Source organism: Variovorax sp. OK605 (assembly GCF_900115445.1).
Lineage (GTDB): Bacteria > Pseudomonadota > Gammaproteobacteria > Burkholderiales > Burkholderiaceae_C > Variovorax.
This window is the reverse complement of sequence record NZ_FOWL01000002.1, coordinates 761,957-782,819: the sequence shown is the minus strand read 5'-3', so window position 1 is coordinate 782,819 and position 20,863 is coordinate 761,957. Positions and strand designations below refer to the sequence as shown.

Sequence of the window (20,863 nt, the reverse complement as noted above, 5' to 3'; positions counted from 1 at the left end):
CCCGTTAAGACACAAGTCTGACACCGGAAACGCATTTTGTTTCAATGACACCAAGCTGACACGGGAAATCCCTCCATGGGGATTCCCGCAGTGCGTCGCGCGGCGGGCGCGCGGGCCCGCCGTTTTTCCAGGTCTTCCGGCTTTTCCTGCTTTTCCGGCTCAGCGATTGGCCAGTTGCTGCCAGGTGTCGATCACGCTGTCGGGGTTCAGCGAGATCGACTCGATGCCTTGCTCCGCCAGCCACAGCGCGAAGTCCGGGTGGTCGCTGGGGCCCTGGCCGCAGATGCCGACGTACTTGCCCTGCGACTTGCAGGCCTTGATGGCGCGGCTCAGCATGGCCTTCACGGCGGGGTCGCGCTCGTCGAAGTCGGCCGCCAGCAACTCGAGACCCGAATCGCGGTCCAGGCCCAGCGTGAGCTGGGTCAGGTCGTTCGAACCGATCGAGAAGCCGTCGAAGAACTGCAGGAACTCGTCCGCCAGGATGGCGTTACTCGGCACCTCGCACATCATGATCAGCTTGAGCTCGTTCTCGCCGCGCTTCAGGCCGTGCTCGCCCAGCAGGCCGGTCACGCGCTCGGCCTGGCCCAGCGTGCGCACGAAGGGCACCATGATCTGCACGTTGGTCAGGCCCATGTCGTTGCGCACGCGCTTGAGCGCCTCGCATTCCATGGCAAAGGCCTCGCCGAAGTCGGCGCTCAGGTAGCGCGCGGCGCCACGGAAGCCCAGCATCGGGTTTTCTTCTTCCGGCTCGTAGCGGCTGCCGCCGATCAGCTTGCGGTACTCGTTCGACTTGAAGTCCGACAGGCGCACGATCACCGGCTTGGGCCAGAACGCGGCGGCGATGGTCGCAATGCCTTCGGCGACCTTGTCGACGTAGAACGCGCGCGGCGACGCATGGCCGCGGGCCACCGACTCCACGGCCTTCTTCAGGTCGTTGTCGACGTTCGGATAGTCGAGGATGGCCTTCGGGTGCACGCCGATGTTGTTGTTGATGATGAACTCCAGCCGGGCCAGGCCCACGCCGTGGTTCGGCAGCTGCGCGAAGTCGAAGGCGAGCTGCGGGTTGCCCACGTTCATCATGATCTTCAGGTCGATCTCGGGCATCACGCCGCGCTGCACTTCGGTCACTTCGGTCTCGAGCAGGCCGTCGTAAATGAAGCCGGTGTCGCCTTCCGCGCAGCTCACGGTGACGAGCGTGCCGTCCTTCAGCAGGTCGGTGGCGTCGCCGCAGCCGACCACGGCCGGAATGCCGAGTTCGCGCGCAATGATGGCCGCGTGGCAGGTGCGCCCGCCGCGGTTGGTGACGATGGCGGCGGCGCGCTTCATCACCGGTTCCCAGTTGGGGTCGGTCATGTCGGTGACGAGCACGTCGCCGGCCTGCACCTGGTCCATTTCGCTGATGTTGTGCACCAGGCGCACGGCGCCGGTACCGATCTTCTGGCCGATGGCACGGCCTTCGGCCAGCACGGCGCCCTTGCCCAGCAGCTTGTAGCGCTGCTCGGCCTTGCCCTGCTGCTGGCTCTTCACCGTCTCGGGACGGGCCTGCAGGATGTACAGATGGCCGTCGGTGCCGTCCTTGCCCCACTCGATGTCCATCGGGCGGCCGTAGTGGTCCTCGATCACCAGCGCGTACCTGGCGAGCTGCTCGACGTCGGCGTCGCTCAGCGAGTAGCGGTTGCGCTGCTCGGCCTTGACGTCGGTGGTCTTCACCAGCTTGCCGCTCGCCTTCTTCTCTTCGGGCGTGGCGAATTCCATCTGGATCAGCTTGGAACCGAGGTTGCGGCGGATCACGGCCTTCTTGCCGGCCTTCAGGGTCGGCTTGTGCACGTAGAACTCGTCGGGGTTCACCGCGCCCTGCACCACCGTTTCACCCAGGCCGTAGCTCGAGGTGATGAACACCACGTCTTCGAAGCCCGATTCGGTGTCGATGGTGAACATCACGCCGGCGGCGCCGAGGTCGGAGCGCACCATGCGCTGCACGCCGGCCGACAGCGCGACCACGTCGTGCTCGAAGCCCTTGTGCACGCGGTAGCTGATGGCGCGGTCGTTGTACAGGGAGGCGAACACCTCCTTCATCTTGTGCAGCACGTCTTCGATGCCGACCACGTTCAGGAAGGTTTCCTGCTGGCCCGCGAACGAGGCGTCGGGCAGGTCTTCGGCGGTGGCCGAGGAACGCACGGCGAACGAGGCGGCCGGGTTGCCGGCGCTCAGCGTGGCAAAGGCCTCGCCGATGGCTTTCTGCAGGTCGGCCGGGAAAGGCTGGGCCTCGACCATGGCGCGGATCTCGGCGCCGGCGGTGGCCAGCGCGCGCACGTCTTCGGTGTCCAGCGCGGCCAGGCGCTTGCTGATCTTGTCGGCCAGGCCGTCGTGGGCCAGAAACTGTCGGAATGCGTGGGCCGTGGTCGCGAAACCGGTCGGCACCCGCACGCCTTGGGGAAGCTGCGAAATCATCTCGCCGAGGCTGGCGTTCTTGCCGCCGACCGACTCGACGTCGGTCATTCTCAGGTTTTCAAACGGTACGACCAGGGCGGTCGCGTCGAAAAGTGCAGACATGGGGAAGCTCCAGAAGTTGAAACCGGTGCCGCATGCAGACGGCGCGGCACGATCGTTGTCGTTGCTTTGGGTGCAGTCGCGGTGTGCATGGAAAGAATTGGGGGGTGGGGAAAGCGGATTCCCGATAATGGGCCGGATTGTAGGCGTGGCAGGCCCGCACGCGCCGCAGGACAAGGCCGCAAGAACCCAAGACCATGCACACACGCACCGTTTTCTTCATATCGGACGGCACCGGCATCACGGCCGAAACATTCGGCAACGCGGTTCTCGCGCAATTCGAGATGAAGCCGCGCCATGTGCGCCTGCCCTTCACCGACACCGTCGACAAGGCCCACCAGGCGGTGCGCCAGATCAACCACACGGCGGAAGTCGAGGGGGTCCGCCCCATCGTCTTCACCACGCTGGCCAACATGGACGTGCTGGAAGTGATCGAAACCGGCTGCAAGGGCATGCTGCTGGACATGTTCGGCACCTTCGTGCGCCCGCTCGAAATCGAGCTGGCCATGAAGTCCAACCACCGCATCGGCCGCTTCAGCGACGTCAGCAAGAGCAAGGAATACAACGACCGCATTGCCGCGATCGACTTCAGCCTGCAGCACGACGACGGCCAGAGCAACCGCGACCTGCAGGGCGCCGACGTCATCTTGGTGGGCGTGAGCCGCAGCGGCAAGACGCCGACCTCGCTCTACCTGGCGATGCAGCACGGGCTGAAGGCCGCCAATTACCCGCTGATTCCCGAAGACTTCGACCGCCGCCAGCTCCCCCCGGCGCTGATGCCGCACCGCAAGAAGATCTTCGGCCTGACCATCCAGCCCGAGCGGCTCAGCGAGATCCGCAACGAACGCCGGCCGAATTCGCGCTATGCGAGCCTGGAGAACTGCCGCCACGAGGTGAGCGAGGCCGAGGCGATGATGCGGCGCGCGGGCATCCGCTGGCTCTCGACCACCACCAAGTCGATCGAGGAAATCGCGACCACGATCCTGCAGGAGCTGCGGCCCGAGCGGCTCAACTACTGAGGTTGCTATCGTTCAGATAGCGCCCTGTGCACGACTGGCGTGCGTAGGGCGTGCGTAGGGCGTGCGTAGGGCGTGTGTACGGCGTGTGTACGGCGGCGAAATCATCCAAAAAGATACTGCACCGTGCCGTCCGCGCTGGTCACGCTCTGGCACGGCGTGCGCCAGACCTGCTCGATCAGCGCCGGCTGCAGCACCTCGGCGGCCGGCCCCTGGATCAGCCCGCCAGCATCGCCGCCCAGCACCACCACCTCGTCGGCATAGCGCCGCGCCAGGTTCAGGTCGTGCAGCACCGCCACCACGCCCACGCCACGCCCGGCCCAGGCGCGCAGCAGGCGCATGGCCGAATGCTGGTGCGCGAGGTCCAGCGCCGCGGTGGGCTCGTCGAGCAGCAGCCAGCGGCTCGCGCCATCGGGCCGCGGATGCCACAGCTGGGCCAGCGCGCGCGCCATGTGCGCCCGCGCCTTCTCGCCGCCCGACAGCGTGTTGAGAACGCGCCCCGCCAGCGCCGAGACGTCGGTGAGCGCCATGGCCTCCTCGACGATCGCGTCCTCGTCGCGCCCCGGCGCCCGGCGGTGCGGGTAGCGGCCCAGCGCCACGATCTCCTGCGCGGTGAAGTCGAAGGCGACCGCGCTTTCCTGCGGCATCAGCGCCCGGCGCAGCGCCAACGCCGGCATGCCGTGCGCCTGGAGCGGCCGGCCGTCGAGCGTCACCCTGCCCTGCGTCGGCGCGCGCTGGCCGGCCAGCACCGACAGCAGCGTCGACTTGCCGGCCCCGTTCGGCCCGAGGATGGCCGTCACCTTGCCCGCGGCGAGTTCCACCGAGGCGCCGGCCAGCAGCGCCTTGCCTTCGATGCGGACCTCCACACCGGCGCACGACAGCGCCATCGGGTCGCGTGGGGTCGTCGTCATATGCGCCCCTTGAATCGCCGCAGCATCCAGAGAAACATCGGCACGCCGATGAACGCCGTGAGCACGCCCAGCGGCAGCTCGGCCGGCGCCATCGCCGTGCGCGCCACCGTGTCGGCCGCGAGCACCAGCGCGGCGCCCAGCAGCGCCGAGGCCGGCAGCACCACGCGGTGATCGGGCCCGGCGACCATGCGCACCCAGTGCGGCGCGATCAGCCCGATGAAACCGATGATCCCGGTCGTCGCCGTCACAGCCCCCACGGCCACGGCCGTGACGACGATGGCGCGGCGCTTGATGCGTTCGACGTCCACGCCGAGCAGCGCCGCCTGCGCCTCGCCCAGCGCAATGGCGTTCAGCGGCGCGGCCAGCGAGCGCGCCGCCAGGCATGCCAGCAGCACCGCCGCGGCCACCAGCAGCACCGCGCTCCAGCGCGCCCCGCCCAGGCTGCCGAGCAGCCAGAACTGCAGGCTGCGCAGTTGCTCGTCGGTCGCCATCACGCTGAGAAAGCCGAGCCCCGCGCCCGCCAGCGCATTGACCGCGATGCCGGCCAGCAGCATCAGCGCCATGCGCGTGCCGCCCTCGCTGCGCGAGAGGCTGTAGATCAGCAAGGTCACCGAGAGCCCGCCGCCGAAGGCCATGAGCACCAGCGTCCAGCTGCCGAGCGTGCGCGGCAGCGAAGGCCACAGCGTCGCGCCCAGGATGATGGTCACACCAGCGGCCAGCGCGGCACCGCTGCTGATGCCCACCAGGCCAGGGTCGGCCAGCGGGTTGCGAAACAGCCCCTGCATCAGCGTGCCCGCCATGCCGAGCCCCGCGCCCGCGGCCACGCCGAGCACCAGGCGCGGCAGGCGGATGTTGAGAAACACCAGGTGCTCGGGCGACTTGTCGGCGCCGTGGCCCAGCGTCATCAGCACCTTCCACAGTTGCGGCAGGCTGATGGCATAGGCGCCCGACACCGCGCCCAGAATGAACGCGGCGACAAGCAGCAGCGCACTGCAGCCCAGCACGGCCCGCGCGGAAAACCGCTGGCTCATGCCACCGCTGCCAGGAACTTCTCGTGCAGTTCGGCAATGGCCGCCGGCGTGCGCGGGCCGAAGCCCAGCAGCAGCAAGGCGTCCTGCGTGACCAGGCTGCGCTTTTTGAAGGCCGGCGTGAGCGCCAGTTCGGGCCGTTGCCAGAACCTGTCGACGCCGCCGTGGGCCTCGATGCTTTGCGTGCTCGTGAGAATGACGTCGGGCGCGGCGCTGGCCATGGCCTCGGCCGTCATCGGCCGGTAGCCCTGGAAGCCGCCGAGCGCGTTCACGCCGCCCGCGAAACCGATCACCGAGTGCGCGGCGGTCTTCTCGCCCGACACCTGCGGGCTGGCGCTGTGCGACAGCACGAACAGCACGCGCGGCGTGCGCACCTTGCGCGCCCTTGAATCGGCCACGCGCTGCTGCACCCGGGCCCACTCGGCGTCGAGCCTGGCCTGCAGTTCGCGCGCCTGCGCCTCGCGCGCGGCGGCGCGGCCCACGGCCTGCACCTTGCGCTGCACCTCGCCCCAGCTGTGGTCGGCCTCGATGATCTCGACCTTCACGCCCGCGCTGCGCACCTGGTCGAGCACCACGCTCGGGCCCGATTCATTGGTGGCGATGATCGCGTCCGGCTTGAGCGACAGCAGGCCCTCGGCCGACAGCTGGCGCATGTAGCCCACCTTGGGCGTGGCGCGCGCGGCGGCCGGGTACAGGCTGGTGGTGTCTGTGCCGACCAGTTGCCCTTCGGCGCCCAGCAGGTAGACCACCTCGGTGATCGCGCCGCTGACGGTCACGAGCTTCGGCAGCTTCGCGTCCTGCGCGAACAGCGGCAGCGCGGCGGCGCCGAGCGACGAGGCGCCGATCAGGCGCAGCACGTCGCGGCGTTGCGGCAGGCGGCGGGCGATGTGGTGAAAGGCGGTCATGGCGCGGGTGTGGTGGATTGAAGGCGCGGCAGCTCGCGCACGATGTGGCGCCACGGTTCCAGCTCCGGCGTGCCGGGCTTGCGCGCGCCGAAGAACATGGCCATCAGCTCGCCGGTATGGTCGAAGGCCTCGACCGAGGTGACGACGCCGTCGCTGGTCGGCTTCTCGACGATCCACACGCTGGCGATGCGGTCTTCGCGCAGGTGCAGGTTGAAGCCCGGGTCGAGCACGTTGAGCCAGCGGATCGGCGATGCGTTCTCGTCGGCGCCGCGCATCTCCATGGGCTCGATGCGCACCACGGGGCCGGAGTGGATCTGGATGCAGCCCGGACTGCCGACGAACACCATGATCGGCGTGCCGTCGAACGAGGCTTCCTGCAGCAGTGCGCGGATGGCGCCGGGCTCGGCGCGCTGCGTGAACTCGCCCTCGGTCAGGCGAAAGCTCTGCTGGCGCTCCACGTTGAACTTGTTGAGCAGGCCGAAGAACTCGTGCGTGTCCTTCATGCCGCGCCAGGCCTCGGCGAGACCCGCGGCATCGACGGCGCTGTCTTCGCGCGGCGCGGCCTTGTCCTGCGCTGCGACGAACGCCACGGGGCCAGCCTCTTCGCCGGTCGCGGTGTAGGTGTCGATGACCGACTGGAACGCATCGCGGTCGGTGGCGTCGCGCACGAAGATCTTGTGCACGGCCACGCCCTGCGCGTTGAAGAACTGCAGGCTCAGCGACGGCAGCACGCCCGGGTTGGCTGCCGCCTCGCTCACCGCGAAGCCCGCATGCCAGCGGCTGAAGAACAGGCGCAGGTCGATGGCCTCGCCCAGCGCGATGCCCATCGCGCCGCTGCCCGAGACCTTCTCGTAGACCCCGGTCTTCTCGTGCACCGTGGTCTCGTTGCGCGTGAGCGCGAGCACGGGGCCGCACAGCTCCAGCGCCTGCAGCAGTTCGACCCAGGGGCCGCGCAGCCGCGTGGCGCGCAAGGCCTTGTCATGCGTGCCGGTGTGCGCGGCCGCGGCCGCGCCCTCGGACAGGCCCATGGCCGCGGCGGCGTCCTTGTGGCGCATGCCCTTGGCGCGCAATGCGGCGAATCGGTCTCGGATGTCTTGGGCGTTCATCGGGTTTCCTTGGTGTGCAATCGGCGGTTCGCCGGGGTCAGAAGTCCGCCACGAGCGACACGTTGAAGCTGCGCCCCGGCTGGGTGTAGGCGTCGCGGATGGTCGAGGTCGAGGCCAGGCCGCGCACGTCGCTCCACATCCAGTAGCGCTTGTTGGTGAGGTTGGTGACCGAGGCGTTCAGGCGCAGGTCCTTGCGGATGCGCCACTGCGCGCCCAGGTCGAAAGTGGTGGCCGCGGGCGTCTGGAACTGGGTGCCGGCCGTGACTTCGGTGGCGTCGATGTCGGACCATTTCTTGCGCGCGTGGTTCACCGCGCTCAGGCTCACGTTCCACACCGGCGCCTGGTACTTGATGCCCACGCTGGCCTTGCTCGGATCGATCGAATTCAGCGGCCGGTTGTTGGTGCGGTCGCGCCCGCGCGTCTGGCCGTAGGCGAAGGGCACGGAGAAACCGTTGCCGTTGTCGGTGAAGTCGAGCTCGCCCTTGATCTCGAAGCCGCTGATGCGCGCGCGGCCGATGTTCACCGACTGGAAAGTCGCCGGATTGGTGCGCGAGCCGAACACACCGCCCACCTGGCGGTCGTTCTCGATCAGGTCCTTGTAGTCGCCGGTGAAGGCGGCCACGTCGAAGCTCAGGATGCCGGTGCGCCCGCGCAGGCCCAGCTCGATGTTCTGGCTCTTCTCGGGCTTGAGGTTCGGATTGGGAATGGTCTTGTAGCCCGAGATCACGTTCTCGAAGAAGTTGTTCACCTGGAACGCGTTGGGCGCCTTGAAGCCCGAGGCGTAGTTGCCGTACACGCTCCATTGCGGCGTGGCGCGAAACAGCACGCCCAGCTTGGGCGACACCGCGGAGCCCGACAGCGACACGGCCTGCGCGCCGAAGCCGGCCTGCTTCGCGTCGAGCGAGAAGTGGTCGAAGCGAATGCCGGGCGTGATGCTCCAGCGGTCGTGGATGAACTCGTCCTGCACGTAGAAGGCGGACGAGCTCTCGCGCGTGTCGGGGAAGCGCTTGAGCGGATAGCTCTCGCCGGCCGGCGGCACCAGGCCGGTCTGCAGGTTCTCGACGTTGGTGCGCGTGTAGTCGAAGCCGTAGGTGATCTTCTGGGCCCACCCTCCCATGTCCGGCCCCATGCGCACCATCTTGTCGGCCTGCAGGCCGAGCTGCCAGGTGCTCTCGTCGTAGGTGACGTCGCGCGTGCGGTCGGCGGCGGTGTAGCGGTCTTCGTAGATGAACTCGCGCGACTTTGCCTTCTGGTAGCTCACCACGGCCAGCAGGCTGTCGGCCATGACGGAGTTCAGGCGCAGGCGTCCGTCGTAGGTGAAGCGGTCGCGCTGCAGGTCGGTCTTCGCGTTCAGGCCGACGACCGAGGTGGAGGCGTAAGGCGGCTTGGCGACGCCCGACAGCAGGTCGTAGCGGGCCGTCTTGTCGACGTGCTCGAAGGTGAAGCCGTGGCGCTGGTCCGCGTTGGGCGTGAGGATGACCTTGGCCAGCAGCGCCTTGTTGCGGTCGCGCTGCGGGTTGGGCGTGGTGCGCTCGACGTTGGCCGCGTTGTTGCTGCCCATGTTCTCCAGCGCGCTGGAGCGGCCCATGTTGGCCGAGATGAGCCACTGCAGCGTGTCGTTGGCCTTGCCCGCGAGCGTGACGCCGCCGTGCGTGCCGTTGTCGTCGCCGCTGTAGCCGACGTTGGCGCTGCCGCCGAAGGTCTTGCCGTCGCGCAGGTACGACGACGGATCGCGCGTGATGAAGTTGACCAGGCCCGCGAGGCCGTCTGAACCGTAGAGCGCGGAGGCCGGGCCCTTGATGATCTCGATGCGCTCGACCAGGCTGAGGTCGAAGTAGTCGCGCCCGAACGCGTTGGCGCTGAACACATAGCTGCGCGGCGTGCGGATGCCATCGGTCAGCATCAGCACGCGATTGCCGTCGAGGCCGCGGATGTTGAAGCCGGCGTTGCCGTCGCGCCCGGTGTTGCCTTGCGCCAGGCCGAAGCGCGCGGGGGCGCGCTTGACCGACACGTTGGGCAGGTCGCGCACGGCGTCGCGGATGTCGGTGATCTGCCTGGACTCGATGTCGTCGCGGCCGATGACTTCGGTGCTCACCGCGAGGTCGTCCCTCGCCTGCTCGGAGCGTGAACCGCTCACCACCACTTCATTGAGCGCCGCGACGCGCTGGGCCCACGAGGGGGCCGCGAGGCCGAGCCCGGAGGCGATCAGGCACGGCAGGAGGGCAAGGCGAAAACCAGGGCGAACGGCAGCGCGAACAGCAGCACAAGGGGTGTTTTTGGTGGCCACGAAAAAGGTCCAGGAAACAGTTGAAAAACTGCTTGCTGGACCTTCGGGCGCAGGCGTCTGCGCGGGCCGACCTGGCTGGCGGTGAGGGACCGGAAACGGGTTCGGCCCAAGCCTTTTATTGTATGAGAATAATTCTCAACTGAGCAACTTTAGGCTTACTTACGCCGGGGCCGATGTGCGGATCAGGTGGTCGAACGCACCGAGCGCCGCCTTCGCGCCGTCGCCGGCCGCGATGATGATCTGCTTGAACGGCACGGTGGTGGCGTCACCCGCCGCGAACACGCCGGGCACCGAGGTCTGGCCGCGCGCGTCCACGACGATCTCGCCGTGCTTCGACAGCTCCACCGTGCCCTTGAGCCAGTCGGTGTTGGGCACCAGGCCGATCTGGATGAACACGCCCTCGAGCTCGACCTTCTTCAGCTCGCCCGTTGCGCGGTCCTTGTAGACCAGGCCGTTGACCTTCTGGTCGCCGGTGATCTCGGTGGTCTGCGCGTTGGTGAAGATGTCGACGTTCTTCAGGCTGCGCAGCTTGCGCTGCAGCACGGCGTCGGCACGCAACTGCGTGTCGAACTCGATCAGCGTGACATGGCCCACGATGCCGGCCAGGTCGATTGCCGCTTCGACGCCCGAGTTGCCGCCGCCGACCACCGCGACGCGCTTGCCCTTGAACAGCGGTCCGTCGCAGTGCGGGCAGTACGCCACGCCCTTGTTTTTGAACTCGTGCTCGCCGGGCACGTTGATGTTCCGCCAGCGCGCGCCGGTCGAGATGATGACGGTCTTGCTCTTGAGCGAGGCGCCGCTTTCGAGCTGCACTTCGATCAGGTCGCTGCCCGGCCCCGCATTCGGCACGAGGGCCTTGGCGCGCTGCAGGTTCATGATGTCGACCTCGTAGTCGCGCACGTGCTCTTCGAGCGCATGGGCGAACTTCGGTCCTTCGGTTTCCTTGATCGAAATGAAGTTCTCGATGCCCATGGTGTCCAGCACCTGGCCGCCGAAGCGCTCCGAAGCCACGCCGGTGCGGATGCCCTTGCGTGCGGCATACACGGCAGCTGCGGCGCCCGCGGGACCGCCGCCGACGATCAGCACGTCGAACGGGTCCTTGCCGGCGATCTTCTTGGCTTCACGCTCGACGCCGCTGTTGTCGAGCTTGGCGAGGATCTCTTCGAGGCTCATGCGGCCCTGGCCGAACTCCGTGCCGTTCAGGAACACGGTGGGCACGGCCATGACCTGGCGTTCCTTCACTTCGTCCTGGAAGGTGCCGCCTTCGATCATGGTGGTGCGGATGCGCGGGTTCTGCACCGCCATCAGGTTCAGCGCCTGGACCACGTCGGGGCAGTTGTGGCAGGTGAGCGACACGTAGATCTCGAACTCGAAGTCGCCGTCGAGCGCCTTGATCTGGTCGAGCACAACCTGCTCGACCTTCGGGGGATAGCCGCCGATCTGCAGCAACGCAAGGATCAGCGACGTGAATTCATGGCCCATCGGCAGGCCGGCAAAGCGCGGGCCGTGGTTTTCGCTCGGGCGGTTGACCGAGAACGAGGGCTTGCGGTGGTTGTCGTCGCGGCTTTCGGTCAGCTTGACCAGCGCAGACGATTCGGCCACGTCCTTCAGCAGCGACAGCACCTCGCCCGAGGCCTTGCTGTCGTCGAGCGAGGCGACGATCTCGATCGGCTGCGTGGCGCGGTCGAGGTAACTCTTCAATTGGGCTTTGGTGTTGGCGTCGAGCATGAGGGACTCTCTTTCGATAACTGAAAACTATCAACTGGGGACAAAAAAGCCCGGGGGCCTCGTGAGCGCCCGGGCTTTCGCGCGGGGCGCTGCTTAGATCTTGCCGACGAGGTCGAACGACGGAGCGATGGTCTTGTCGCCATCATTCCACTTGGCGGGGCAGACTTCGTTCGGGTGCGCGGCGGTGTAGACCGCTGCCTTGAGCTTGCGCAGGGTTTCCTTGACGTCGCGGGCGATTTCGTTGGAGTGCACTTCGGCGGTCTTGATGATGCCGTCGGGGTTGATCACGAAGGTGCCGCGCAGCGCCAGGCCTTCTTCAGGGATGTGCACGCCGAAAGCGTTGGTCAGCGTGTGGGTCGGGTCGCCCACCAGCGGGAACTTGGCCTTGCCGACGGCCGGCGAGGTGTCGTGCCACACCTTGTGCGAGAAGTGCGTGTCGGTGGTCACGATGTAGACCTCGGCACCCAGCTTCTGGAACTCGGGGTAGTTGTCGGCCGCGTCTTCGACTTCGGTCGGGCAGTTGAAGGTGAAGGCCGCGGGCATGAAGATCAGCACGGACCATTTGCCCTTGAGCGTCTCGTCGGACACATCGATGAACTTGCCGTTGAGGTAGGCCTGGGTCTTGAAGGGCTGGACTTGGGTGTTGATCAGGGACATGGTGATTCCTTGGATGCTGCGGGTGGACAAAAATAAGTGCGAGCCATGAGTATAGCTACCAAATAAGACATTTTGATAGCAATGAACTATCGATTGCATCGGTGCGGCCTATGAAAAACAAAGGCGCCGATGCCTTCGCGGCCCGCCCGAATACGAACGCCTATCACCCTCGTACGCATGCAGACCGGCTGCGCAGGGGAATGCTTGCGCGGGTCCTGCGAGCCCCCGGACAATCCCCTCTTTCAGAACAAGGAAAACGATCATGAAGGGCGACCCCAAGGTCATCGAACATCTGCAGGCGCAGCTCAAGAACGAGCTGACCGCAATCAACCAGTACTTCCTGCACTACCGCATGCTCAAGCACTGGGGCTTCGACAAGCTGGCGAAGAAGGAATACGAGGAATCGATCGGCGAAATGAAGCACGCCGACTGGCTCATGGACCGCATCTTCATGCTCGACGGCCTGCCGAACCTGCAGGACCTGGGCAAGCTGAACATCGGCGAAGACGTGCCCGAGTTGCTGAGCTGCGACCTCGGCGCCGAAACCGGCGCGCAAGCCACCATCAAGGCCGGCATCGCGCATTGCGAATCGGTGCGCGACTATGTCTCGCGCGACCTGCTGCAAAAGATCCTGGACGACACGGAAGAGCACATCGACTTCCTGGAAACCCAGATCGACCTGATCGGCCACGTCGGCCTGCAGAACTACCTGCAGTCGCAGATGGGCGAGATCGCGTAAGCCAAGCCCCGCGCTTGCCATCCAACGGGACTTCGGTCCCGTTTTTTATTGCTTTACGTAACTTAACCGGCCACGAATAACAGTCATTCTCATTTGACCGGATAAAATCCGCGCCTCCGATGACTGCTGCCCGCTCCGACAACCGCCGCCGCGCCTACTGGCTCAAGACCCTGCACGAATGGCATTGGGTCAGCTCGGCGATCTGCCTGATCGGCATGATCCTGTTCAGCGTGACCGGCTTCACGCTCAATCACGCGGGGCAGATCGAGGCCAAGCCGGCCATCACGAAGCTGAATGGCGCCATCGGCGAACCGCTTCGCACACAGCTCGAAAAGCAACTGCCCGCCGCCAAGGCGCTGAAGGGCAAGGCCCCCCTCCCCGCCGAACTGCAGGCCTGGGTGCACAAGCAATGGGACGTCGGCACCGCCGGGCGCGACGCCGAGTGGTCCGACGACGAAATCTATCTCTCGCTCCCCCGCCCCGGCGGCGACGCCTGGCTGCGCCTGAGCCTGGCCGACGGCGAGATCGAATACGAGCGCACCGACCGCGGCTGGCTCTCCTACTTCAACGACCTCCACAAGGGCCGCAACACCGGCGCCGCGTGGAGCTGGTTCATCGACATCTTCGCGGGCGCCGCGCTGGTCTTCTCGCTCACCGGCCTGTTCATTCTCAAGATGCACGCGGGCAACCGCCCCTTCACCTGGCCGATGGTCGGCATGGGGCTGGTGGTGCCGGTGCTGCTCGCGCTGCTGTTCATTCATTGATCCGTTGGTTTTTCGATTCAGGAAAAGAGGTTTCCGTGCACGTTCGCTATTCCCTTGCGCCGCTCGCCATGTCGGCGCTGTTCGCAGCTCCGGCCTTCGCGGCCGGCCTGGCCGTCAACGTCGAGATCCCGCGGCTGAACGTCTCGGAGTACCACCGCCCCTACGTGGCCGCCTGGATCGAACGCGCCGACAACTCGGTGGCAGGCACGCTGGCCGTCTGGTACGACGTGCGCACCAAGACCAACAACCCCGAAGGTGAAGGCACCAAGTGGCTCAAGGACCTGCGCCAGTGGTGGCGCCGCGGCGGCCGCGAGCTCGCCGTGCCGGTCGACGGCGTGACGGGCGCGACCAAACCCGCCGGCAAGCACCAGCTGAGCTTCACCGAAGGCACGGGTGCCATGCCCAAGCTCGCACCGGGCGCCTACAAGCTCGTGGTGGAAGCCGCGCGCGAAGTCGGCGGCCGCGAGGTCGTGAGCATCCCCTTCCAGTGGCCGCCCACGGCCGCGGCGCAACCGACGGCCGCGGGCAAGGAAGAGCTGGGCGAGATCAAGCTCGAACTCAAGCCCTGATGCGCATCGACCCTTCGACTGCCGCCTGACTGCCCAACCGCTCCCGTTCATTCAAGGACCTGCCATGACCCACTTTCCCCTGCGCGCCGCCGCCATCGCCATCGCCCTGTCGGCCGCTTCGCTGGCCCAGGCGCACAACGCCTGGCTGCTGCCCTCTTCCACCGTGTTCTCGAAGGCCGACACCGTGAGCGTCGACGCCGCGGTGTCGAACGACCTGTTCGTTGCGAACCACGCACCGCTGCGCCTCGACGGCCTGCAGATCACCGCGCCCGACGGCAGCAGCGTCAAGCCCGAGAGCGAGGCCAAGCTCAAGCTGCGCAACGTGTTCGACGTGAGCGTGGCGCAGCAAGGCACGTACCGCATCGCCGTGATCAACGCCGGTGCCTTCGCGAGCTGGAAGGACAAGGCCACCGGGCAGAACAAGCGCGCGCGCGGCTCGGCCGAGACCATCGGCAAGGAAATTCCGGCGGACGCGCAGGACGTGGCGATCACGCAGTCGTCCGGCCGCATCGAGACCTTCGTGACGGTCGGCAAGCCCTCGGCGCTCAAGCCGATCGGCCAGGGCCTGGAGCTCATCACCACCGGCAGCCCCACCGACCTCGCCAAGGGCGAGAAGGCCACCTTCACGCTGCACCTGGACGGCCAGCCCGCCAAGGACCTCGAAGTGACCGTGACGGCCGGTAACACGCAGTACCGCGACAAGCTCGAGGAGCTCAAGCTCAAGACCGACGACAAGGGACAGTTCAGCGTGACCTGGCCGGCCGCGGGCATGTACTGGCTCGACGCCAGCACCAAGGACGGCAAGACCACGGTGCCGCAAGCCAAGGAGCGCCGCCTGAGCTACGCGGCCACCCTTGAAGTGATGCCCTGACACGGCAGCAAGCCACCTTGGGCATTTCGTTCAGCACCTGGCGCGCGGGCGGCTACGCCAATGCGGCCGTCCCGCGCCCCGCCGATCCCGCCACGCTGCAGCAGCTTGGCGGCCAGACGATGGGCACGACATGGTCGCTGCGCTTCGACAACCCGCGCATGCGGCCGCTGGCCGAGGTGCGCGACGCGGTCGACGCGGCGCTGAGCCGCGTGATCGCGCAGATGAGCCACTGGGAGCCGGACTCGGACATCGGCCGGTTCAACCGCGCGCCTGCCGGGTCGCGCCACGCGCTGCCCGCCGAATTCGCCGAGGTGATGCGTTGCGCCTCGCGCTGGCATGCAGCCAGCGGTGGCGCGATCGACCCGACCGTCGGTGCGCTGGTCGCCTGCTGGGGCTTCGGCCCCGAAGCCCGGCAGGACGGCGTGCCCGATGGCGATGCGCTGGCCGAAGCCCGTGCGCACGTCGGCTGGCAGCGGCTGGCGTTCGACGCAGACCAAGGCAGCTTGACGCAACCCGGCGGCTTCACGCTCGACCTGTCGGGCATCGCCAAGGGCTTTGCCGTGGACCACGGCGTGGATGCGCTGCGCGCGCTGGGCCTGACTGACCTGCTGTTCGAAATCGGCGGTGAATTGCGCGGCATCGGGCGGCGGCCGGACGGCCAGCCGTGGCGGGTGCTCGTCGAAGGCGAAGCGGACGCAGCGCGCCGCATTGCGCTCGCCGACCTGGCCGTCGCCACCTCGGGCGACCGTTGGCACACGCGCACGGATGCAGGACGCAGCTGGTCGCACACCATCGATCCACGCACCGGCGAACCGGCCGCGCATGCGCTCGCCAGCGTCACCGTGCTGCATGCGGAATGCATGCAGGCCGATGCCTTGGCCACGGTGCTGACGGTGCTCGGGCCGGACGAAGGTTTCAGCTTTGCCGAACGGCACGGCATCGCGGCGCTGTTCTTGAGCCATGGCGACGCGTCGCCGCCCGTCGTGCGCACCACGCCCGCCTGGCCGCCAGCGACAGCGGCATGAGCGACATGGCATGGCGCGCGCTGGGCGCGGGCTCCACGGTGGTGGCGTACACGGCGCTGTGCGCATCGATCTACCTGCGCGAGCAGAAGCGAAAAATCGCTGCCGCGCGCGACGCCGCGGCGCTCACCGGCAGCAGCGACAACAGCGGCAACGGCAACGGCAGCGGCAGCGGCAACGGCAACGGCAACGGCAACGGCAACGGGAACGGCAGCGGCAGCGGCAACGGCAACGGGAACGGGAACGGCAGCGGCAGCAGCACCGACAAGGCGCCGGTCCTCGTGCTGTTCGCCAGCCAGACCGGGCAGGCCGAAGCCATCGCCTGGCAGACCGCGCGCCAGCTGAGCGCCGCTGGCACGCCGGCGCGCGTGATGGAACTGAACGCGCTCGACGCACCAGCATTGGCTGCCGCGAACCGGGCACTCTTCATCGCCAGCACCTATGGCGAAGGCGATGCACCCGACGGCGCAAGCGTGTTCGCCGAACGCGTGATGGCATCGCCGCCCGCATTGGCTGCCTTGCGCTACGCCGTGCTGGCGCTGGGCGACCGCCAGTACGCCAACTTCTGCGGCTTTGGCCGCGCGCTCGACGAATGGCTGCATACGGCCGGCGCCACGCGCGAATTCGAGCGCATCGATGTCGACAACAGCGACCCGGCGTCGCTGGCCGCCTGGCACGCGCAATGGGGCGGCGAGGCCGGCACCACCGCGGAGGCGACGTTCGCACCTTGGCGGCTGGTCACGCGCGAGCTGCTCAATCCGGGCAGCGCCGGCGCGCCGGTCTTCCACCTCGGCCTGGCGCCCCAGTCGGGCCCAATGCCGCCGTGGTCTTCCGGCGACCTGGTGCAGATCGGCATCGCCAGCGACCCGGCACATCCGCGCGACTATTCGATCTCATCGCTGCACCGCGATGGCGAACTGCAGTTGCTCGTGCGGCAGGAACAGCACCCGGACGGCACGCTGGGCGCGGCGTCCGGCTTGCTCACCTCCACCCTCACGCTCGGCGACAGCGTCTCGCTGCGGCTGCGCCCGCACCGCGGGTTCCGGCTCGACGGCAACGAAGCCCGCCCCTTGATCCTCGTCGGCAACGGCACCGGACTGGCCGGCTTGCGGGCGCATCTCCGTGCGCGCGCCGCCGCAGGCCGGCACGACAACTGGCTGGTGTTCGGTGAACGCCAGTCGGCGCACGACTTCCTCTACCGTGAGGAAATCGAAGCCTGGCAGGCCAACGGCGTGCTGCAGCGGCTCGACATGGTGTTCTCGCGCGACCAGGCAGAACGCCTCTACGTGCAGCACCGGCTGCTGCAGTCGGCCGACACCCTGCTTCGGTGGCTGCAAGACGGCGCGGCGGTCTACGTGTGCGGAAGCCTGCAGGGCATGGCCTCGGGCGTGGATGGCGCCTTGCGGCAAGTCGCCGGCGAGGCACTCGTGAGCGACCTGGTGGCCAGCGGGCGCTACCGGCGCGACGTCTATTGAGCCCGGTCGCCCCGCCGGGTTGCGCGGCGGCGACGGGAGCCCGAACCTTTGAATTTGCGAAACTCGAGCCGAGGCGGGTCCGCCAAGGCTTCCTATTTGTGGAGTTGCTGAAAAATGATGCTGCATGTGCCTGACGTGCTGAGTCCTGCCCAGGTGCGCGACATGCGCGCGGCGCTCGATGCGACGAACTGGACCGACGGCCGCGAGACGGTGGGCGACCAGGGCGCGCAGGTGAAGCGCAATCGCCAGTTGCCCGAGCAATCGCAGATCGGCCGCGAACTCGGCAGCGCCGTGCTGGCCGCGCTGGCCCGCCACGCCCTCTTCTTCTCCGCGGCGCTGCCGCTGCGCTTCGTGCCGCCGCTTTTCAACCGCTACGAAGGCGGCGAGCACTACGGCGTGCATGTCGACGGCGCCGTGCGCGCCTTGCCCGGCGGCGCGCAACAGCTGCGCACCGACCTGTCGTGCACGCTCTTCCTGTGCGAGCCGGAGGAATACGAAGGCGGGGAGCTCGAGGTGATCGACACCTACGGCTCGCACGAGGTCAAGCTGCCGGCTGGCGACCTCATTCTTTACCCCGCGAGCAGCCTGCATCGCGTCCACCCGGTGACCAGCGGCGCGCGGGTCTGCTCGTTTTTCTGGCTGCAGAGCATGGTGCGCAGCGACCAGCAGCGCGGCATGCTGTTCGAACTTGACCAGAACATCCAGAAATTGCGCGCCCGCCTGGGCGAATGCGAGGAAACGGTGGCACTGACCGGCCACTATCACAACCTGTTACGACTCTGGTCGGAGGTCTGAACGGGCGAAATTCCGCTCGGGTCCGATTCGTTGGGCGGTTCGTAACATCTGGTTATTGCAAATGCGATGGATTCTTATTTATAATCAATCACTTCCAACAGCCAGCTAACTGCCGCTTTCACCGCCATGATCGTTTGCGTCTGCCGCCGAGTCTCCGACCGCGAAATCGCACGCCACGTGCGCGCCGGCATGACTTTCGACGAAGTCCAGTTCGAGCTCGGCGTGGCCACCCAATGTGGCCAATGTGAAGGCTGTGCGCGCGATATCGTCGCGCAATGCAGCGCGTCTCACCCGGTCGCCGCACTGAACTGCGAAACGGGTGCGAGGGCGATCCAGCTTGCCAACTCCATCAAGGAAAGCAAGGCATGGAACTCGTCTCGGCACTCGGCGGCAGCCTGATCCTGGTCGCAGGTTCGGTCTGGTGGATTTTTCGCAAGTAACGCAAGCGACGCCCCTCGCGTCCTCGTAGCGGTTTTGCTGCAATCGGGGCACCTTTCAGGGTGCCCGCATTCGAATGGTTGATCGTGTCTGACCGCTTTGCCCCTCCCCCCTCCTTCCTCGGCCTGTCCCGCAATGCCCTCATTGCGGGCGGCGTCATCCTCTTTCACGGGGCCGCGCTCTGGGCGCTGCAAAGCGGGCTCCTGCGCCGCGCCGCGGAAGTGGTGATTCCGGTCGAGATCCTGAGCCAGTTCGTCGAGCCGCCGACGCCGAAGGTCGACCCGCCTCCACCGCCGCCGCCCCAACCCAAGGTGACGAAGGCACCGCCGCCGCCGCGGCCGCAAGCCATTCGCGAGCCGAAGCCCACGCCGGCCCCCATGGCGCCGGTCGGCACCCCGGAACCACCCCCGCCCGCCACGCCGCCGGCGCCGCCCACACCACCGGCGCCGCCGATGCCACCCGCACCGCCGCCGGCCCCGCCGGCACCGCCCGCGGTGTCGCTGCCGTCGAGCAACGCCGACTACCTGCAGAATCCGCGGCCGGTCTACCCCGCCATGAGCAAGCGCCTGGGCGAGCAGGGCAAGGTCATCGTGCGGGTGCTGGTCGGTGTCGACGGCCTGCCCAAGAGCGCGGAAGTCAAGAGATCCAGCGGCTTCGATCGCCTCGACGAGGCCGCCGTCGAATACATCATGAAATGCCGGTTCGTCCCCGGCAAGGTCAACGGCGTGGTTCAGGCCATGTCTTACGACGCCCCCGTCAACTACGTCCTGAACTAATTTTTCTCTGGAGCAACTTCGTATGGATTCCCAATTTGGCTTGATGAACGTCTGGAACCAGGGCGATTTCGTCACCAAGGCCGTGGCGGTGCTGTTGATCGGCATGTCGCTCGCGTCCTGGATCGTGATCATCGTCAAGGCCCTCGACGTCATTCGCTACAAGCGCCTCGCCAAGCGCTCTCAAGACTTCTGGCACAGCGAAGACTTCGCCACCGCGCTGAACAAGCTCGGCACCGACGACTCCAACCCCTTCCGCGCGCTGGCCCTCGAAGGCCGTGAAGCCGCCGCCCACCACCGCAACACCAAGGCCCATCTGCACGATGCGCTGGACGTGAGCGACTGGATCACGCGCGCCCTGCGCAACGGCATCGACGCGTTCACCGCGCGCCTGCAGAGCGGTCTGGCGATCCTGGCTTCGGTCGGTTCCACCGCGCCCTTCATCGGCCTGTTCGGCACGGTCTGGGGCATCTACCACGCGCTGATGAGCATCGGCTCGGCCGGCCAGGCCACCATCGACAAGGTGGCCGGCCCGATCGGTGAGGCGCTGATCATGACGGCGCTCGGCCTGGCCGTGGCCATTCCGGCGGTGCTGGGCTACAACACGCTGGTGCGCGGCAACAAGTTCGTGCTGACCAAGCTCAACGCCTTCGCGCACGACCTGCACGCCTACTTCGTGACCGGCGCCCGCGTCCAGAGCGGCAGCGAATCGATCGTGGTTCCGCTCAAGAAGGGCTGAGCATCATGGCTTTCGGAACGCAAGACGAACCCGATGAGGTGATGAACGAGATCAACATGACGCCGCTGGTCGACGTCATGCTGGTGCTCCTGATCATCTTCATCATCACCGTGCCGGTGATGAAGCACGCGGTCAACATCGACCTGCCGCGCGCCACCAGTGAGCCCGAGCAGCCCAAGCCGCAGAACATCCTGTTCAGTGTGACGGCCGACGGCGCCTACTACTGGAACGAAACGAAGATCGACGACAGCGAACTGCCCTCCCGCCTGGCCGCGGAGGCGGCCAAGGAACCGCAGCCCGAGCTGCACATCCGCGGCGACAAGGCCGTGCGCTACGAGCGCGTGGCCAAGGCCATGTCCGAAGCGCGTGAAGCCGGCGTGCGCAAGATCGGCTTCATCACGGAGCCCGACGCGAAGTGACCTGAATCGCATGCGCCGCGATCGAAAATTTTTTCGTCGCGGCGATTGACTTTTTATTGCGAATCATTATC

20 protein-coding genes are annotated in these 20,863 nt (G+C 67.2%); 12 read left to right on the top strand and 8 right to left on the bottom strand.

Annotated elements, in window-relative coordinates:
- Positions 1-159: 159 nt before the first annotated feature.
- Positions 160-2,553: a phosphoenolpyruvate synthase gene (gene ppsA / locus BM013_RS08095; RefSeq protein ID WP_093125020.1), complete on the bottom strand. Its 2,394-nt coding sequence runs from the start codon at positions 2,551-2,553 to the stop codon at positions 160-162.
- Between the two features lie 194 nt (positions 2,554-2,747).
- Between ppsA and BM013_RS08090 the strand changes: the two genes are divergently transcribed.
- Positions 2,748-3,569: a posphoenolpyruvate synthetase regulatory kinase/phosphorylase PpsR gene (locus BM013_RS08090; RefSeq protein ID WP_093125018.1), complete on the top strand. Its 822-nt coding sequence runs from the start codon at positions 2,748-2,750 to the stop codon at positions 3,567-3,569.
- Between the two features lie 101 nt (positions 3,570-3,670).
- Here the strand turns inward: BM013_RS08090 and BM013_RS08085 are convergent, their stop codons facing one another.
- The 7 genes from BM013_RS08085 to ahpC all read right to left on the bottom strand — a co-directional run bounded on the left by BM013_RS08085 (position 3,671) and on the right by ahpC (position 12,188).
- Positions 3,671-4,477 (bottom strand): heme ABC transporter ATP-binding protein, encoded by an 807-nt coding sequence (locus BM013_RS08085; RefSeq protein WP_256221423.1) that lies wholly within the window; start codon positions 4,475-4,477, stop codon positions 3,671-3,673.
- A complete protein-coding gene (locus BM013_RS08080) occupies positions 4,474-5,508 on the bottom strand; it encodes a FecCD family ABC transporter permease (RefSeq protein ID WP_093125013.1) in 1,035 nt (344 codons plus the stop codon). Before BM013_RS08080 ends, BM013_RS08085 begins: the two co-directional genes overlap by 4 nt.
- Positions 5,505-6,410 (bottom strand): heme/hemin ABC transporter substrate-binding protein, encoded by a 906-nt coding sequence (locus tag BM013_RS08075; protein WP_093125011.1) that lies wholly within the window; start codon positions 6,408-6,410, stop codon positions 5,505-5,507. The genes BM013_RS08080 and BM013_RS08075 overlap by 4 nt, the downstream gene beginning before the upstream one ends.
- Positions 6,407-7,516 (bottom strand): hemin-degrading factor, encoded by a 1,110-nt coding sequence (locus tag BM013_RS08070; RefSeq protein WP_093125008.1) that lies wholly within the window; start codon positions 7,514-7,516, stop codon positions 6,407-6,409. Before BM013_RS08070 ends, BM013_RS08075 begins: the two co-directional genes overlap by 4 nt.
- A 37-nt stretch (positions 7,517-7,553) precedes the next feature.
- Positions 7,554-9,803, bottom strand: a complete 2,250-nt coding sequence (locus BM013_RS08065; protein WP_093125006.1) for a TonB-dependent hemoglobin/transferrin/lactoferrin family receptor — start codon at positions 9,801-9,803, stop codon at positions 7,554-7,556.
- A gap of 159 nt (positions 9,804-9,962) precedes the next feature.
- Entirely contained in the window at positions 9,963-11,531 is a 1,569-nt protein-coding gene (gene ahpF, locus BM013_RS08060) for an alkyl hydroperoxide reductase subunit F (protein ID WP_093125003.1), read from the bottom strand.
- A gap of 93 nt (positions 11,532-11,624) precedes the next feature.
- Positions 11,625-12,188 (bottom strand): alkyl hydroperoxide reductase subunit C, encoded by a 564-nt coding sequence (ahpC, locus tag BM013_RS08055; protein ID WP_056520682.1) that lies wholly within the window; start codon positions 12,186-12,188, stop codon positions 11,625-11,627.
- 262 nt (positions 12,189-12,450) lie between these two features.
- On the opposite strand from ahpC, the gene bfr reads away from it, so the two are divergent.
- The 11 genes from bfr to BM013_RS08000 all read left to right on the top strand — a co-directional run bounded on the left by bfr (position 12,451) and on the right by BM013_RS08000 (position 20,792).
- Positions 12,451-12,927 carry a bacterioferritin gene (gene bfr, locus BM013_RS08050; protein ID WP_093125000.1) on the top strand — a complete coding sequence of 159 codons (477 nt, stop codon included), beginning with the start codon at positions 12,451-12,453 and terminating at the stop codon, positions 12,925-12,927.
- A 119-nt stretch (positions 12,928-13,046) separates the two neighbouring features.
- Entirely contained in the window at positions 13,047-13,691 is a 645-nt protein-coding gene (locus BM013_RS08045; RefSeq protein WP_093124998.1) for a PepSY-associated TM helix domain-containing protein, read from the top strand.
- Positions 13,692-13,759: 68 nt separating this feature from the next.
- Positions 13,760-14,260, top strand: coding sequence for a DUF2271 domain-containing protein (locus BM013_RS08040; protein WP_177206396.1), 501 nt, complete (start codon positions 13,760-13,762; stop codon positions 14,258-14,260).
- Between the two features lie 64 nt (positions 14,261-14,324).
- A complete protein-coding gene (locus BM013_RS08035) occupies positions 14,325-15,131 on the top strand; it encodes a DUF4198 domain-containing protein (RefSeq protein ID WP_093124993.1) in 807 nt (268 codons plus the stop codon).
- Between the two features lie 17 nt (positions 15,132-15,148).
- Complete coding sequence (locus tag BM013_RS08030; RefSeq protein WP_177225431.1) at positions 15,149-16,156, top strand: FAD:protein FMN transferase; 1,008 nt, start codon at positions 15,149-15,151, stop codon at positions 16,154-16,156.
- Positions 16,153-17,628 carry a sulfite reductase subunit alpha gene (locus BM013_RS08025; RefSeq protein WP_256221422.1) on the top strand — a complete coding sequence of 492 codons (1,476 nt, stop codon included), beginning with the start codon at positions 16,153-16,155 and terminating at the stop codon, positions 17,626-17,628. The genes BM013_RS08030 and BM013_RS08025 overlap by 4 nt, the downstream gene beginning before the upstream one ends.
- A gap of 114 nt (positions 17,629-17,742) precedes the next feature.
- Positions 17,743-18,423, top strand: coding sequence for a Fe2+-dependent dioxygenase (locus tag BM013_RS08020; protein WP_093124991.1), 681 nt, complete (start codon positions 17,743-17,745; stop codon positions 18,421-18,423).
- Between the two features lie 126 nt (positions 18,424-18,549).
- Positions 18,550-18,822 carry a (2Fe-2S)-binding protein gene (locus BM013_RS08015; protein ID WP_093124988.1) on the top strand — a complete coding sequence of 91 codons (273 nt, stop codon included), beginning with the start codon at positions 18,550-18,552 and terminating at the stop codon, positions 18,820-18,822.
- Between the two features lie 122 nt (positions 18,823-18,944).
- Positions 18,945-19,637, top strand: a complete 693-nt coding sequence (locus BM013_RS08010) for an energy transducer TonB (protein WP_371279697.1) — start codon at positions 18,945-18,947, stop codon at positions 19,635-19,637.
- A 22-nt stretch (positions 19,638-19,659) separates the two neighbouring features.
- On the top strand, positions 19,660-20,373 hold the full coding sequence (locus BM013_RS08005; protein WP_093124984.1) for a MotA/TolQ/ExbB proton channel family protein: 714 nt from the start codon (positions 19,660-19,662) through the stop codon (positions 20,371-20,373).
- 5 nt (positions 20,374-20,378) lie between these two features.
- Positions 20,379-20,792, top strand: a complete 414-nt coding sequence (locus tag BM013_RS08000) for an ExbD/TolR family protein (RefSeq protein WP_093124982.1) — start codon at positions 20,379-20,381, stop codon at positions 20,790-20,792.
- Positions 20,793-20,863: the final 71 nt, after the last annotated feature.